Genomic DNA, 18,284 nt, shown 5'->3' on the forward strand with positions numbered 1-18,284 from the left:
TCGCCGCTGTCTCACCATCTGCTTCCCATCCATGTGGATGGGAGCGGTGTGAGATTGATGTGATGCGAGACAAGATCAAAACGGCTCACGCGGAGACACCCGCGTGAGCCGATTCGGATTACGAAACGCACCTTGCTGCTTACCTCCTCCGACGACGGAAGAAGATGAGCATGAAGCCGAGGCCGAGCAACAGCAGGCGTGAAGGCTCAGGCACGACCACAGCAAGGTACAAGCCGGTGGTGTTGGTGATCACGTTCCAGCTCATGCCTGCACCCAACGTCGGCAGATCCAGCGAGGTGAATCCAGCGAAGTTGGTGCTCGCCGGAGGCAGCGTCCCTGCAAATCCAGCCCAGTCGATGAGTTGCCACATGTCGTTGAGAGCCCAGGTGGAAGCGCTCGTCCCCGTGGTATCGTTCACCTTGAGCGTGCCCGTGAGCGTGATGGTATCAAGCGGATCGGTACTGGTCAGGACCAGAATGTCATTGTTGAGCTGGGGATTCGATCCCGCCTGACGTCCGAAGATATCGAACTCAAGCTTGCCCGAACTGTTGAGCGAGCCTCCGATGTTTACACTCAACCGGGCACCGTCACCAACGGAGAGCGTACCAGAGGAGGTCACGCTCACGTCACCCGTACCAAGCGCGGAGGTGTGGTTGGCCACCACAGTACCTGCGCTCACCGTCGTGCCACCCGCATAAGCGTTGGCGCCACTCAGGACAGTGATGCCAGTTCCCACCTGCTGCACCGCACCCGTACCGGTGATGTTCTGGGAAGCCGTGTAGCTGTTGTTGCGGTTGAAGCGCAGCGTGGCGTTGTTCGTCACATTGCCGACACCGAGTGTGCCAGTGCCCGCACCGCTACCCACCTGAAGCACCCCTGCGCTGATGGTGGTGATACCGGTGTAGTCGTTGATCCCCTCGAGAATCAACGTACCAGCCGTGGTCTTGGTGAGGCCCGCACCGCCATTGATTTCGTTGACGTTGGCAAGCGTACCCGACTGGGCATTGAAGGTCACCAGCGCGGTTCCAGATCCGATGTTTCCATCCGTCATATCCAGCGAGCCGCCATTGAGGGTCACCGTGTTGTTTTCCGTGCCAAGGCCATCCGTGTACTGGATGTTGCCTCCGACGGTAAGCGAGCCACCCGTGATGTTGATGCTGGCCGTGGCCGTGTTCGACGCACGGAGCGTGGTGGCGCCCATCGTGAGATTGCCCGTCACGCTCACGGCAGCGGTGCCGCTGATGTTGATCGTGGAAGTGGCAGTGTTTGCCGTGGCCGTGGCCGCTGTGGTGTTGTTGACACCCATGGTCAGCGAACCAATGGTGATCGTTCCGCCGGAAAGGTTTGCCGTGGACGTCAAATCGCTGCTGCCGGACGTAAGCGCAGTCGCATTGCCCACCGCCAGAGTACCCATCGTCATCGTGGTGATGGTGTGAGTACCACCGCTGATGGCAAGCGTGGCATTTGCGTCACCGGTGGCATTGTTCACAGCAGTTGTCACCGAGTTCGTGCCCAGCGTCATCGTGCCAATGATACTGGTGCCTCCACCGAGGGTGACATTGCCTGTGACCGAGCCGGTGGTGAGCGAGGTCCCGGTGCGTGAGCCCACATTGACCGTGGTGGCGTCGAGAATGCCGGTGTTGAAGCTGAAGTTGCCAGTGCCGCTTCCCGTGTTGCCTGAGCTGCGACCGCCCACAGCAAGCGTGCCCAGGAAAAGGTCTGCGTTGTGACCTGTCAGCGTTACCGTGCTGGTATAGGTAGCCGCCGTTCCACTCCCGCCACTGGCGATATTCATGTTGGCCCGGCCATTGCCAGCGAGATTACGTACTACCAGCGTGCCTGTTGCCCCATTGAAGTCCATGGTGCCGTTCGAACGATTGCTAGACGCACCAATGTTGATGGTGTTCGCATTGAAGACATTCGAGCCGCTGCCCAATTTGATGACCTGGGTCACGGTGCTGGACGGGGAGTCTGAAGTGATGGTTGCGGCAATGATGGTGCTGTCCGCAGCGAGGATGAGCGTCGAGCCCCCCTGCGATGTGCCAGACCCATTGGTAGCATCGCCGACGCGGAAGGTGCCTGAACCCAAGTTGGCATAGAAGGTTCCCAGCCCACTCATATCCAGCACAGCCGTGTTGCTGAAGTTGTCGGTGAGACCACCACCCAAGGAGAAATTCGCATTGGTGGGAGCCCCCACTCCTCCCACGCGGAACGCGCTATTGGCACCCGTGATCGTCAGACGGGTGTTCGATCCTCCAGAAGCAGTGGGGTTGTACCCCACCATGACGCTGCCGTTTACCTGCAGGGTCTGTCCACTTCCAAGAGTGATGGTGTTCGCCGTGGCATTGTTCGTCTGCACCAGCATGGGGCCACCGAAGGTGGCACTGGCCGTGGAGAGGTCGAGCGTGCTGACCGCCGTATTGCCCGCGGAGGATCCGATGGTCAGGCCACCAGTGAAGTTCGCACTGGAAGTGAGAATCGTCGTGCCACCGCCCAACGTCGTACCGCCCGTATAGTTGTTTGCTGCCGTCGTGCTCAGCCCAGTGAGTCTGAGTGTGCCCCCACCCAGCTTCACGAGACTGTTCGCCACAGCGCCGTCGGTGATGGCTCCACCCACCGTAAGTGTGCCTGCGCTCACCGTAACGGTGCGTGAGGTGCCAGCAGCCGAGCCGAAGTTCACCGCCCCAGTGCCCAGATTCAGGTCGAACGATCCCGTGAAGGTGAAGTCACCATTCCAGATCATCGCGTTGTTCGTGGTCGAGGTGACCGTGCTGAAGCTGTCGTTGTTGATGGTGGTGCCACCATTGATGGTGAAGGTACCGGTGCCCAAAGCGCTCGCATGGTTGATGTTCAGCGTGCCACCATTAAGCGTCATGCCTCCGCTCCACGTATTGGCCCCGGCAAGGGTGAGTGCCCCCGCACCGGACTTGGTGAGGAGGAAGTTGTCAGCCCCATCACCAATCGATCCGCCGATGGTCAATGTGCTCGCATTGGCCGTCAGCACCAGGGATGCCCCGAGAGTCACGGCGCCGCCGCCCATGTCGAGTCCATTCGAGCCCGTAAACGTGAAGTCACCCTCCAACACCTTGGCGTTATTGGTGGTGAGAAAGACGGAGCTGCCACTGGTATTGTTGATGGTCGTGCCCGCTCCGATGGTGAAGAGGCCCGTGCCCAAAGCCGTACCACTGTTGATGTTCAAGGTGCCTCCGGCGAGCGTGATGCCGCCCGTACCAGAGTTGGTCCCACTCAGCGTCAGGACGCCTGCGCCAGTCTTGGTCACCCGGCCCGTGAAGATGGTGTTGCCACTTACGGTCAAAGAGGAGGCACCCGTGCCGTCGATATTCCACGTTTGTGTATTTAAGGCGCGCAGCAGGGCAGAGATCAAAATGTTGCCCCCATTGGCGTCCACAAAGATGCCGTTGGATGGAGTGGCAGGTGCCAGGGTAAGTGTACCGCCAGAACCAGGTGCAATCGTGACCCCAGTTACCCCTGCAGGCACAGCGAGGAACTGCAGGCTGTCGATAGTACGATTGCCATCCAAGGTTGTCCCGATGGTCGGCCCGACAGCGTTCGTGGCGCTGAAGATCACTGTGTCCGCAGCTCCAGGAGTGGCGCCCGCATCCGTAGTGCCGGAGGCGTTGCTCGCCCAGTTGGTGTCGCCGACGTTGTTCGTGGCCCACGATGCCGAGAAGGTATCGCCCGTCCAGTAGCGCAGCACCAGGGTGGATGCGATCAACTGCACCAGGTTGTCCGTCTTGTTGATGGAGTAGTTCAACCCAGTGGGTGCGTTGCCCACCACAAAGTTCGCTGAACTGAGTCCACCCCCACCCCCGAGGATCGAGATCAGATCATAGGTGCCAGGTGCAATGCCGCCCAAATCAAGCAGGTTCAGGAAGATGGTGCCACTGGTGATGGCCGTGCCTCCCGCGGCAATAATGAGAGCATCATTCGTCCCCGGTGCGCCCAGCTCAAAACCAATGGTCGCGCCATCGCTCAGGGTCAGTGCGCCCGCTGTCCCGCCAAGGGTCAGCGACTGAGCCACTCCGTCATAGAGCTCCAGCGTACCCGCTCCGCTCACCGTAATGGCCGATGTGCCGCCGGTTCCAAATCCACCCCTCAACGTACCGGCTACCACATTGGTCGCGCCACCCGCACCCAGATTGTTGGTACCGGTCAGCACAAGAGTGCCGCTTCCCGTCTTCGTCAAATCACCGCCCGTACTGCCAGTGACATTCCCAGCCACCGTGAGTGTGCCAGTGGCACTGCTCACGTCAAAGGTAGCGCCGCCGGAGGCCACATTCACTGATTGAACAGCCGCCAACGCAGCGGCTCCTGTGCCAGTGTAGCGCAAGGCTCCCCCGTTGAAGTTGAAGGAATTCGTTGCAGATCCGTTCCCCAGGTTGGCCGCCGTGGAGAAGGCCAGGGTTCCGCCATTGAGATTCACTGCCCCGCTGAAGGTATTGGTTCCGCTCAAGGTCACAGTGCCCGCCGTGCTCTTCGTGAGGCTTGCCGTACCGGCAAGAATGGCACTGATGCTGCCGCTCTCGACGAGGTAGCTGGTACCAGTCAGCACACCGGTAGTACCGGTGATGAAACCATTTTGGAGTGTCACCGTGCCGACCGTTTCACTAAAGGTGGCGACGTCGAAGATGCCGCCATTCACGGTCACCGCACCGCTGTCTGCCAGCACATTGGCGGCGCCCAGTGCCAGGGTACCGTTCTGCACCGAGGTGCCACCGGTGTAGGTATTGACGCCCGAGAGCGTCAGTTTGCCGGCTCCAATCTTCGTGAGTCCGCCGGAAACGTTGCCGGCATTGAATGTGACCGCACCCAGTGTCGCCTGAGTGGTGTACACACTTGTATTGTCTCCGAACGTGAGAGTCAGGACGTCCGTGGGCAGATAGCCGGTGCCAGGATTCGTGATGGTGATACTGCCAATCATGTAGGTTCCGTTGCCGGTACCGTCATCTACCATATTGGCGATGGCCGTGGCGCCCACACCGCTGCCGCCGGAGATCTTGATCACGGGGGCACCAATATAGCCGCTACCGCCGTTGCTCACCGCGACGCTTTGCACCCCGGAACCCTCCGGGGCACGCAAGGGGCCACTGATGGTGGAATCAAAACCATTCGTATCCACGGTCATGCCACCACTGTAAATGTAGGCCCCGCTGTTCGCAGTGAGCGTTGCACCGGAGATATTGATGAGATTGCTGCTCGCGGCGTTTGTCTTCAGTGTGCCGCCATTGAAGTTCAGCAGCGCGACGTTGTTGAGGCTTCCCGTGCCACCGCCGGCCGTGATGCCTCCACTGCTGGTGGCCAGCACGCCTCCAGAGAGCACATTGAAGATGCCGACGTTGTTCAACGAATTCGCGTTGCCGCGCATCAGGGAGATGGCCGTGGTGCCGCCCTTGGTGATGACACCCGTGCCGCGAACATTAACCACCGAGTAGGCATCGGAAACGTGGTTGAGTGCGAAATCCGTGCCGACATTGAAGTTGCCACCTGAGACATCCACCAGGGCATTGCCGCTGCCATGGCCAACGATGGCCCACGTGGTGAAGTTCGCAGTGCCGCCTGTTTGCTCATACACACCGGTGGCCCCGGCGAAGTTGTTGCCCGCGGCAGTGAGACGGGCACTATTGAGCGTGCCACCGGAGAGTTTGTAGTAGCCGTAGCCGCCCGCAGAAGCACCCAAGGTGAAGCGATTCGTCGCATCCGCCCCGGTAATAGTGACGGTACCGTCCGTCTGATAGCCAGCGCCCGCGCCTGTGGCATTGGTACCCATGTCACTATCCGTCGTGGTAACTATGGCGCCGGGCCCCACCAACAGCATGCCACGTGTCCCTGCTCCCGTGCCAAGGTTGATCTGACCGGCTCCGTTGTTGGTATCTCCCGTGATTTCCAGCTTGCCGCCATTGATCGTGGCAGAGCCAGTGAAGGTATTGGTTCCACTGAGCGTCAGCTTGCCATTGCCGACCTTGGTCAGCGCAAGCGTACCCGTGGAGCCATTTCGAAGGATACCGCTAAAGGTGGTACTGGTGTTGTTCGCACCGGCTGTGAGGGTGATGTTTGCGGTGCCCCCGTTTTCCACGATGCCCGCACCCGCGAGTGAACCAATGGCGTTGCTGAATCCATTGAGCCGAAGGATGCCTCCGCTCGAGATCGTGTAGGCGGAATTGGCACTGAAGCTGTTGGTCGCACCGCTGCGCAGGATGCCGCTGCTCACGGTGGTGGCGCCATTGTAAGTGTTGGCCGTGCTCGACAGAGTCACGATGCCACTTCCATGGCTGGCAATGGTAAGTGTGCCACTGCCAGTGACGCTACCGCTCACCGTGAGCGAGGATCCATTCGCACCCGTGCCAGCAACCGTCCAGGTCTGGTTCGCCCCGAGAACAATCGGAGCAGAGATGGTGATGGCACCGGCGTTGTCAGCGACATTGATGCCATCCGCCGAGGAGGACGGAGCAATGGTAAGGCTGTTGGTGGCAGGAGTGCCCGGCGCAATGCTCACGGAGGTAACTCCGGTCGGACTCGCAAGGAAGCGAAGGTCATTGATGGTAAAGCTCGCATCGAGCGTAGTCGTGAAGGTGGGCCCGGACGCATTCTGGGCGCTGAAGTACACCGTGCTGACCGCCCCGGGAGTGCCATTGGCGTTGATGGTGCCGGCAAGGTCCGTGGTGAAATTGGTCAGCATGCCATTGAAGCCCATCCAACTGTTATTGATGCCACCTCTCCAATAGAAGTCCCCGGTGGAAGCAACAGCACCAAGGCGCACGAAGGTGTCCGTCACGGTCAAGCCCAAGGTTACGCCACTGGCAAGCGTTCCACCCACGGTTCCAATCTTGTAATTCGCGATACTCAGGCCGCTGCCGGCAGTGAGGAGGTCGTAGTTCCCCAAGCCGAATCCACTGAGGCCGGTGATGTTCAGCACCACCTCGCCCGTAGTTGTTGCGGTGCCTGACGTACTGATGCTGTCATACGCGCTGGTGGATCCCAGCTCAAGCCCGAGAACGGTCGCTCCCGTGCCACTGCCAAGGTTCAACGAACCAGGACCAACATTGATGGCCTGGCCAACACCGTTGAGCAGGTTCAACGTGGCGCTTCCCGCGACCGTGAGGCCTGAGGTGGCAAGTGCCGTAGCCGTGGAGCCCGTGATGTTCAGCGTGCCGCCACTGACGGTGGTCGTTCCATTGAACGAAATGGTGGTGCCGGAAAGGGTGAGGATGCCCACACCGGATTTCACGATGTTGAGGTTGTTCTCGTTGGTCCCCGCTCCCCCGATGGCACCCGCGAACGTGGTGACAGTATCCTGATCAATGATCAGAGTGGAGGCTGTTGCACCACCACCGACGATGGCATTGGCCGTGCCGGTGCCGGAGATGGACAGCTCCGTGATGGTCTGCGTGGTGGCACCATTCACATTGCCCAACTGCAGGATGCCTGATGTCGTGCCGCCGCCGAGCACGAGTGCGCCCGTGGAGGAGATGCGGTTGTTTCCACCACCATTCAGGATCACGCGGCCATCCACAATCGTGGTGGGGCCTGCATACGCAGCCGTGGACATGAAGGTGAGGTCGCCCAACCCAATCTTGGTGAAGCCACCCAAACCTCCGCCACCGATGCTGTTGGCCAGCACGAAGTTTCCGCCATTTGTATCCAAGGTCGCACCGCCGTTGAGAATGGAGATGCTGCGCTGGCTGATATCATCCGTGAAACCCGTGGCAAGGCGGAGCGTGCCGCCCGCAAAGACGAGGCCGCCCGAGTTGCCGCCGATGTTGCCCAGTTCAGCAATTTCCAGGATACCCTCGTTGATGGTGGTCTTCCGAGTATTACCGCCCGCGGTGTTCGTTCCGCTAAGCACCAAAGTGCCTCGACCAGATTTGGTGATGTCCGCCGCGGAAGTCAGGTCCGAGCTGATGGTGGCCGTAAGCGTCGGCGTGGTAGCCAGTGACGAGGGATTCACCACATGAATCACATACTCATTCGTCGCACCGGCTGCGATGCCGCTGAAACCTCCCAGATTGATGCCGCTCGCTGTGGACGCAGTCGCACTTGGATTGAGCGTGAAGAGCAGCGCACCCGAGGTGAGCGTCAGCGTCCCGGTGCCGGTGACATTGTAAGTGGCCGAAGTGGCAGTGCTGTTATGAAGGATCAGTGAGTTGACGGTAGTGCCTGTCAGCCCGCTGAGGTCGGCCTCGAGCACTTCGCGCACGTTGTGGTCAGTGGCACCTGCCAGCGTGGCGAAGGTGCTGTACTGGTTGGTCAGGTCGAGCGCACGGAAACCACTGCCCGCCACATAAGTCACGAACGAGTTGCCCATGTTGCCCTCGGCGATATTCGCGGTCGTGGTGAGTTCACCGATAGCCCAAGGAACGATGCTCACGTTCTTGGCCGTAGCCGCGGTACCACCACCCCCCACGAGGTTGTTGGCGATGAAGTCATTCTCCGCTGTTCCCGTCGTGATGCGGAAACCGCTCCTTTCATTGGTGGCAGAGCCGAGATTCCTGCCCCGGACATTGACGGTCGCTCCATTGGAACGGACAAAGTTCGAAGCGATCAGGAATGCCTGGTTACTTGTGCCACCGCTACCTTCGCTCGTAAGGTAGTTGCCACCGGATCCAAAGGTCAGCACGCCGATGGTCTCATTCTCAGTGCCGTTGTTGTCCGAGCGGATCCACAGACCGCGCGCGATAGGGGTCCCGGTGGCGGACCCATCCGCTGAATGCAGGGTGAATGCAGCAGAGTCAGACAGGCGATCATTGGTAGAACTGTCGTCATTATTGTCGATAAGGAAGGAGCCACCCTTGTTGATCGTGAAAGACGTCGCGCCATTCAGACGCGCGCTGGCACCTGAGAGCTGGAAGAGCCCACCATTCACAATCACGCTTCCGGTGAAGGCGCTCGTCGTGCTGCTGACGATGTTGAAGTTGGTGGCATTGAGTGTGCTGTTCTTGATGAGAGTGCCGCTGCCAGCGAGGGTCCAGTTGACCGTATTGCCACCGCGAATTGTCAGCGAGCTGCCAGCAGTGATATCCACCACTCCAAGTATGCTTCCACTGTTGGGATTGGCACCCGCAATGGCGCCGACAGTCTCATCCCCCACAATCTCCAGCGTCGTGGCCTGGTCGTCAGAGAGATTGACAGTAGTACCATCGCCAAGAGCAGAGCCACCCTCGGCGCGAAGCGTGCCGCCCTGCAACTCGGTGACACCGCTATAGTGATTCACCCCGGTCAGGATGAGTGCACCCACACCGGACTTTGTCAGCCCCTGAGTGCCTCCAATGCTCGAGGAAATGGTAAGCGCCTGGGTGGTGCTATCCTGGATGACAATCACTTCATTGATGCCCGAGACCAACGACCCACCCAGGATGGAGTGGGAGCCAGTCGCGGCATTGGCGGTCATGAGAATGCCGCCGGATGAGATGCTCAGCACACCGCCGGATTGAATCGTGACAGTGGAGTTGCCATTCGCATTGAAGCGCAGGCTTCCAACATGCCCAATGAGACGGGATCCGGTGAATCCCGTCGAGTCAGTGATGTGCTGGTTGAGGCCCCAGAGCGAGACATCATCCTGCGCGATGCCAGCGTTCCTGACAATGTTGCCCGTGCCATCGTTGGCTGCGAAGCCGGTCACGCCACCGGCATCGGTCACCGTGGCGAAGCCACCGAGGATGCCGTTGGTGTTTGCGGTGGTGGTGGTGATACCGCCGAGTGAGGGAAGCAGGAAACGAATCGTACCATCACTGGCTAGCGAGCTGCGACTGATGGCCCCAAGATTGAGGGTCGTGGCAAAGCCATTGTTGACCAGTTCAATCTGACTGGAACCGCCACTCGTCAGCACGAGACCATTGACATTGGCGGTGGTACTGGCAGAGCCATTGCCAACGATGGTGAGCTTGCCCCCGCGCATGTCCACAGCGCGATTTGTTGGGATCTTCATCGTATTGCTCGCCGTGTAGTCGAGGATAAGGTTGCCCGCGTCGATGCGCGTCGATACCGTAACGGTGCCAGTGAGTCCACTGTTGTTCCCGGAAATGGTCACGTCTCCCAGGCCCTGCTTCAGGAAGGTCGTGCCACCGGCAAGGTTTGCTGAAATGGTACCGCGGAAGAGGCGGAACCCAGTGCTCCAATCCGTCGCAGTGCCGTTACCGGTGATGGTGCCGGTGCCGATGACATTCCCCTCAAAACCCGTAGCGATGGCTCCCACGTCGAGGCGCGGAATGGTAATGTTGAAGGTATTCGTATTCAGCGTGGCGATGCCACTGTTCGTCCCGTCTCCCACGAGAATGACGTCGGCGCCATTCGCGTTGCTCGCGCCGTTCACGTCATTGGCATTCAGATTGACCGTGGAATTTCCGCGAATGAAGAGGTTGCTGGTGGTACCACCGGCACTAGCCGTGGACCAGATGCCCGTGCTGTTGAGATTCAGCACCGTGGTAGCTCCAGAGACGATGATGTCGTCAGCCAGGACAAAGGGGGTGCCGGAGAGCGTCCACGTACCGCCAGTCACCGAAAGGTCCGCACTTCCAGCACCCAGAGGCTGTGTATAGCCGCCGGTGATGAATCCAGCGCCGGTTCCGGAGAGCGTGAGCGAAGTATTGGCCGTGCTGGTGATAGCACCGGTGTAGGTGATGGTCGCCCCATTGGTACCGTTTGCGGCGAGTCCGCTGCTTGCCGTGACGGAGATGGCGCGGTTGGTGGTCTGACTGCTGGCCACGCCGTCACCCACAAAGCTCAGTGTGCCGCCGGAGAGGGTGATATTATCCGAGGCCATGCCAAGACTGCTGGCCGGACCGCCGTTGTTGCTCACGGTCGTGAAAGCAAGCGTGCCCGAATTCACGTTCACGCCGCCGGTGAAGGTATTCGCTCCGGTGAGGCGCAGCGTCTGGTTCGTTTGCCCCCATCCGCCAAGGTCGTCATTGATGGTCAGACCAAAGGAACCGCCCAGTTCCGAAATGATCCCACTGATGGTAGCGGCGCGAGTCGTGGAACCAGCCGTGCTGATGCTGGCGTTGCCGCCGAGAATCACCGGGCCATTGATGTTGAGCACACTGAAGTTGTCGGTCTGCGGGAGCAGACGAAGGGCCATGTTGGCATTGGTGCCACCCAGCTTGAGAGTGCCATTCAAGTTCACCACCATGTCGCTGACCGGGGTACCGGAGGCGTCGGCCTGGATCTCGAGAATTCCTCCAGGCGCATCCAGGGTGATGTTCTGGCTCAGATTGAAAGTCGTTCCACCAGCGGCATTGAAGATGATTCTGCCAAGGCTGACGTTGATATTGCCTGTGCCGAGCGCATTGGCATGCGCTGCGGTGATGGTGCCACGCAGTAGGTCGAAGCCACCGCTCCATCCACTGTTGTTGTTGCTGAGCGTCAATGTCCCGGCAATCTGGTTTCCACCCGAAGGAGAAGCCGTGGTGCTGTCGACTGTCAGTTTGCCCGTGCCAGTCAGTGCGCCGCTCAGGGTGATGTTGCGCGCCGCTGTGGTCAGGGTCCCGGAATTCAGATCCCGCATGTTGATGACGGAGTCCGCGCTCACATTCACCGCTCCGCTGTAGGTATGTCCCGTTCCGCCCGCGGACAACGTGGCACCTGACAGCGTCAGATTGTTCGCCACCGTACCGGCTGTCGCGTTGTTGTAGAGGAATGCCGTCCCCGTGTTCAAGATCACGTTGGCCAGATTGTTGTTCGCCACCGTGCCCAGTGCACCTGCGTTCCTCAGTTCCAGAGTTCCCCCATTGATGGTGAAATCCGAGGTAAGCCCCACATTGAACTGAGCATCCGCAGCGGCGGAGAGAATGACGCGACCCAGGCCGTCCTTGGTCACGTCAGCCGTGCCCTGAAGCGCACCGGAAATGGTCAGCACCGCCGCAGCATCGACAATATTCCACCTCTGGTTCGCACCCAGCCGGAGAGGTGCGGCGATGGTCACAGTCGGGGACGCACCCGCAGCCATCGTGATGCCGAAGTTCGGATCTGAAGGAGCAATCTCCAGCCGGTTCGCGGTGGAAGCACCGGGGTTGATGGTGACCGAGACCGGTGTGTTTGCCGGCACGGCGCTGGCTTCGAAGTTCAGGGAGTTGATCTTGAAGTTCTGCTCCAGTGTGGTGGTGATGGCCGCACCACCCGTAATGTTGTTGGCAATGAAGACCACATCTGTGCCCGCGCCGGGATAGGTGATGGCAGGAGTCGTGCCGGCCTTGATCGAGCTCCAGTTGGCAAGGTCATTCCAGGTATCCACGCCGCCGTTGCCGTTCCAGTACAGCGCGGACACCAGGAGCGCACCCGTGGTGATGGAAATGGTCGTGTCCGTCCTGTTCAGCGTGATGCCGGTGAATCCGCCCGGAGTCGCTCCCAGCAGCCAGTCAGCGTCCGTCAAAGCACCCGTGGTGAAACCACCCACGGCCGAGGTGAGCAGCGTGTACGTGGTATTTTCATTGAGACCCGCATCCTTGAGATTGAGCAGAATTTGGTTTCCAGCGAAGAGCGAGAGCGAACCTCCGGTCAGCAGGGCGAGCAGGTCCGTATTCGCATTGTCACCAGCGGTGCCGCCGTCACCCACATTCAGGTTGAGTGTGGTCAAAGTACCAGCCGCATCGCCCAGCGACAGCGAGGTGAGCTGGTTCAGCTTGCTGCCACCACCATCCCACAGGCTCAGCGTCGAGCCGCTCCCCACCGTCACACTGGAGACCACGCTGGGAGTGGTGATGCCTGCATTAAGAGTCAACACACTACCGCTATTCGTCACACTCAAGCCAGTGCTTCCGTTCAGTGTCGCATTGATGGTCAGACTGCCTCCCGTCACCGAAGTGGTTCCTTGATACGTAAGAGCGACATTCGGTCCGATGATGCCGGCGCCACTGCCGGTCTTGACGATGGAGAGCGCACCTGACCCGCTGTCCGTGACCGTGTAAGTGCCCGTCCCCGAGCTGCCGATGTCCACCGCCTGATTATTCGCACCAAAAGTGAGCAATGCTCCAGTGCTGGACGTGTTGTCGATGACGATGTTGCCGGCACTGTTTGCCGAGAACCCGTTGATCGTCTCGACCTTGCCATTGAGATCGAAGGTTGCGGTGACTCCCGCACCCGGATTGAAGACCACGTTGCCACTGTCCGTTGGTGAGCTGTCCGGGATGACTTCACTCGCTCCGAGCTTCAGGGTGCCGTTGGAAACGGTGAGGCTGCCAGTATTCCAATCCGAGCTTGTTCCCTCCAGCGTCACTGTGCCGGTGCCATTGAGGATGATGTTGAGATTGTTTGACGTGCTCGTGGTGATCGAACCGGTGATGCGCGTATTTCCTGTGCCACCGATGGTGAAGTTGCGGTTCCCGGTGAGGGCATTGGCCGTGATGTTGCCAAGAATGAGGGTCTTGTCAGACGCGATGGTATTGTTGATAGCAATGTTGTTGGCAGAGACCCCCAACACGTAGGTGCTGGTGAAGTTCAGGTTGTAGTCTCCACTGAACGCCTGGGTGGTATTGTTGCCCTGGGAGACCGCGTTCGCCACCGTGCGATCAGCGCCGTAGGCGAAGACCGTGCTGTTGCTGAGGGTGAGGCTGCCAGTGCCCAACGCCGTATCCGCGCCAATGCCCAGTGCCCCCGCATTCACGGCCGTAGCGCCGGTGTAGTTGTTCGCCGCATTGCTCAGAATCCAGGTCGCACTGCCATCCACAGTGATGCCGAGCGTGCCGCCGTTGTCGCTGAGCTGGCTGGTGATCATGTTCCCTGCCGTGTTGCTGCCGCGCAGGCTCAGCACCTTCGCTCCTCCCGTCATGTCATTGAGAACATTCGTCAGCACCAGGGCTCCGGTGCCATCTGCGTGGATCTGATTTGTACCCGTGGTGGTGTTGAGGCGGATCATGCGGTCGCTCACCTCCCCTGTGCCCACATACTGGAGAATGACGCCACCCGTGCCGCCATTGCCCAAGGCGATGGCACCATTCTGCGTATTGGCATCGGTGGTGAGACCCACACTTGAGCTACCTCCTATCACGCTGCTGTTCCCCAGGGAAAGCACCGTGAGCACCCCACCCTGCACAGCAGTACCACCGGTATAGGTGTTGTTGCCGAAGAGCTGGAGGATGCCTCCGCCTGTTTTCGTCAATCCGGAGAGGACAACGCTGCTATTGCTGATCGCACCTGTGATGGTGGCAAAATCAGCGCCCGTATTGACGTTGTCGTTCACCAGGATGGTGCGAATCGCGCCATCGAGGTCGATGGCATTGCGGAACTCAACTTCGCTCAAGGCCGTGGTAGAGCCCAACACGAGAGTGGCTCCGGTATTCACGAAACCACCTGTATTCCACTTCAAGGCCGTCTCAGTGCCGATGCCGCCGATGGCCACGACGAGCTTGCTGCCGGATGCGGCAAAACCACCGCCACCCGTGGTGAGGTTGCTGTTCCACGTGACCGTTCCCGGACCAGCGCCACCCATGGTGGAAAGTGTCCGGGTGAAGTTTCCACTCATTTCCAGAATACCGTTGCCGGCGATGCTGCCGAGAATCAGGGCGCTGTCAGAAGAGATGCTGTTGGCTGCGGCCAGTTCGAGGGTGCCGTTCTCCACGCGGGTGGCACCGGTATAGGTGTTGGTGTTGCCCAGGACCCACTTGCCAGCATCCATCTTGGTCACGCTGGTGATATTTGCACCCGTGCCGCTGTCCGTGATGCGCAGATTGAGCCGGTTGTCGCCGGTGGATGAACCACGAAGGATGAGCGACTGCGGTCCGACGACGCCGTGGACAATGTCCCCCGTGTTGGTGAAGACCACCGAGTTGTTGTTTGCGGCGTTGCTCGTCAAGGTGGCTCCGGTGCCAGCCAGGGTGAAGAGACGATCTGTGGAAGCCGAAGTGGCTCCGACCGTGAGTGCGCCATTCATAAGCGCTCCCGTGTAGGTGAGGCCTGCCGTGCTCCCGGTAAAGATCAGGCTGCCGGCATTGTCCGACATGTTCCCCGTGCCGATGCCGCTGGCTTGTCCGAGATTCGCCAGCACATTGACGATGATGGATCCTGAGCCTCCGATGGTGGTGACGCCACTATAGGTGTTCGCGCCCAGCAGTGTCTGTGTGCCTGTGCCATCCTTCCTGACGTGCAGTACGCCGGCTCCATTTTTCAACAGACCGGAGAACACGCCATTGCCCGTAGTGGCAGCAGTGCCAATCGCGAGGGTGCCAGCTGTCGCCGTACCCGCACCGCTATTGGTAATGGTGCCTGCACCATTCAACGCGCCAATGCCCACGGTGTTTGCAACACCCGCACCATTGATGTCCAGGGTGGCTCCCTGGCGCAGGGTTGTGACGTTACCAGCAGTACTGATGACGCCAAGCGAGGCCGTGGCCCCGGAGAGAATCACCGTACCCTCATTGATGTTCGTATTACCCGTGTAGGTGTTTGCTCCACCAATGATCAAAGTGCCGGTGCCGGACTTCGTAAGCGAGCCCGTGCCACTGCCAATCAGTGAGTTCACGGTCAGCGCATTCGCCGCTGTCGTGCCATTGGTGATGATGACCGTCTCCACACTGGCGGCACCGAGCTGGCTCCCGGTGATGGTCGCACCACCCGCAGAGTTGTCGAACAGCACCCCCTTGGCCGTGAGTGTCAGCACGCCGCCGAGGGTGATGGTGGGATTACCCGCGCCACCGATGAGCTTGAGCGTATTGATGGAAGCCGTGCCCGTCGTCGCTGCGCTGATGCTCTGGGAGTAGTTGATACCGGCGCCGCCCACGCCGGACACAGGGAAGGCATCGACTGTATATGCTGTGTATTGGGCGACATTGCCGGAGATAATGGTGGCCCAATCCAATCCATTGTAAGTCTGGTACGCCGCTCCACCGCTGGCAGCAGCGAGAATGCCGTTGGTCACCGTTCCTCCAGCGACAAACGAAATCGTCCCACCTGCACCTGGAGCATAGTTCACCGTCGCACCTGCAGTACGAGCAAGGTTGGAGAATGAGAGTGCCGCAGAGCCCCCTGCTCCCGCCGTCACCTTGACCGTTCCCGCGCCCGCCGTGACCGTAAGCGCACCCACGGTTTCGGTACTCGCAACGCCCGCGGCGCCCACGTATTCAAAAGTCCCGCCCGCTTCTCCGGTCGCCCCGAGGGCATTGAAGGTAATGGCCGAGCCACTCGCCAGCACATCCTCATCGGTGCTGGGACCGGTGAACTTATCCACGATTTTCAGCGTGCCGTTGGTAATGGTCGTCGCGCCAGTGTACGTGTTTACACCAGTGAGCACCCACGTGCCGCTGCCGTTTTTCGAGATGGAGAGATTGGCAGTGTTGTTGGCAAGGACGGAGGTGATGGTGTTGTTGGCCGTATTGGTACCGCCTAGGGAGAGCGTCTTCGCCCCGGCACCGCTATTCACGACGGCGTTGAGGGTCACAGCATCCGAGCCGGCCTGATTGGCATAGATGGTCGCACTACCGGTGGTTCCGGCAAGATTGATCACCTTGTTCGTGGTCAAGTCCGCTGCATTGGCAGCCACCGATGTGCCAATGATCAAAGATGCCCCGGTGGTCGTAGTGCCAATGTTGACCGTCGCAGTGTTGTTGGTGATGGAACGGAAATCCGTAATGGCGAGCGTACCGCCTTGAATGTTCACGGTGCCATCCAATGTCGAGCCTGTGCTGGTGATGGTCAGCAGACCCGTTCCAGACTTGGTAAGGTTGTGATTGAATGAGGCTGCCTGCGCCAGGAGGTTCCCGTTGATGAGGGTATTGCCGTTGCCGCTGATGGTCATGGTACGGTTGGCACCATTGTCCGAATTGTTCCAAAAGTTACCGTTGATGGTCAGCAGACCTGCAAGGCCGTTCGCGATGCCGGAGTTGTTGTCCCCGCCGTTCACTGTCCCCGTTGCGAAGGTCATCCCATAGCCGTTGCGGCTATTGAGGGTCGTCGTGATGTTGTCTTCATAGACGAACGTGTTGAACGTCGCCAGACCATTCACCGCATAACCACCGATGCTGTGGTCGACAAAAACGGTCGAAGCGGCTCGTCCATACACACTGGCCGCCGTGCCTCCCGCCAGCATGGATGGTGCATCCATGCGAACTTCCAGGACACCGCCATTCATATCCAGCACCGCGTTCGTACCCGTGCTGGTACGGGTGCCAAGCAAGCCCGCGGACTCGATGCGCACGCTGCTCTGCGTCACAGAGCTGGCAGAGATACGGAGAGTACCGGAAAACCCACTGGTGCTCGAAGCTTCGAGAAACAAGGTGCCCCCACCCGCCTTCTCAAGGGTGCCTGCGCCCGTCAGCGGGCCGTTGAGAAGGTACGAACCCGAACCGCCGCCATTCGTGCCACCAAGAGTGGTGAGGGTCGTGCCAGCCGTGCCGGGCGCGTCCAGCCCATTGACGAAGGTCAGCAAACCATTCACGGAAATGATGCGGGTGCTCACGTTTCCAATCGTGTTGGTCAGGGGACCAGAGATCTGGTGATTCCCCATGGTCACCAGCGCAGCGCCACGATCACTGATGGGTCCCTGCCCCTGTAGGGACAGACCCCGGGTGAAGTTTATCCCGGTGCCATAGCTGCCCTCGAGCATCAACTGACCGCCACCAAAGCCGCGCGTCGCGGACCCGGACACCACTACAGTGGAAGTATCCGTACCCAATGCTGCCAGGTTGTTGATGACCAGCGTGCCGTTGCTGATGTTCGTCACCCCCGTGTAGGTGTTGGCATTGGTCAGACGCAGCGTTCCGCGTCCCGTCTTCGTGAATCCATCCGTGCCCTGAATCACACTGCTGATGGTCGCGGTCTCGCCCATGTTCACATACACGCCCGGTGTGGTTCCAGCCAGCGTCAGTGTGCCTGCCGTAAGCGTGTAACCATTCCGCTCAAACTTCAGCTGGTTCGCCATGATGCCGCTCACGAGCGTCACGGTCTTCGGAGTGAAGAGAGAAGCTTCAGATGCGCCAAAGATGGCGCGGTCCACATTCGTGTTTGGCCATGCAACATCCGACGTGAGATTCCACCAATTGGCGGTGGAAGTATCCCAAGTGCCAGTCCCACCCAGCCCCGTACCGCTCGTATTGTTTCCGGTGGGATTGCCATCTGGATCCCAGTACAGGGTCGCGGCCTGAAGCGGCATGCTCGAAGCGATTTGCCAGAAGGCCACCAGAAGGATCATCAACCATCCGAGCGGCGTGCGAAAGCGGCGTAGTTGCTTCATCTGTAGAGTATTTTAAGAAAATCGATTGGGGCAATTTGAAGGGGAAATTTTTACGATAGGGCACCCGTCTTGCACCTCTGGGCACGCCATCTCGGCAGGGTTTCATGAGGGG

1 protein-coding gene is annotated in these 18,284 nt (G+C 59.8%); it reads right to left on the reverse strand.

What is annotated here, in order from left to right:
* Nucleotides 1–139: 139 nt before the first annotated feature.
* On the reverse strand, nucleotides 140–18,172 hold the full coding sequence (locus tag DES53_RS09350) for an autotransporter-associated beta strand repeat-containing protein (protein ID WP_113957955.1): 18,033 nt from the start codon (nucleotides 18,170–18,172) through the stop codon (nucleotides 140–142).
* Nucleotides 18,173–18,284: the final 112 nt, after the last annotated feature.

The sequence above is a fragment of the Roseimicrobium gellanilyticum genome (assembly GCF_003315205.1).
Taxonomy (GTDB): Bacteria; Verrucomicrobiota; Verrucomicrobiia; order Verrucomicrobiales; family Verrucomicrobiaceae; genus Roseimicrobium; species Roseimicrobium gellanilyticum.

What these genes read in the sequence shown, in the direction of transcription:
- DES53_RS09350 (WP_113957955.1), bottom strand. Translation starts at nt 18,172, where the DNA reads ATGAAGCAACTACGCCGCTTTCGCACGCCGCTCGGATGGTTGATGATC.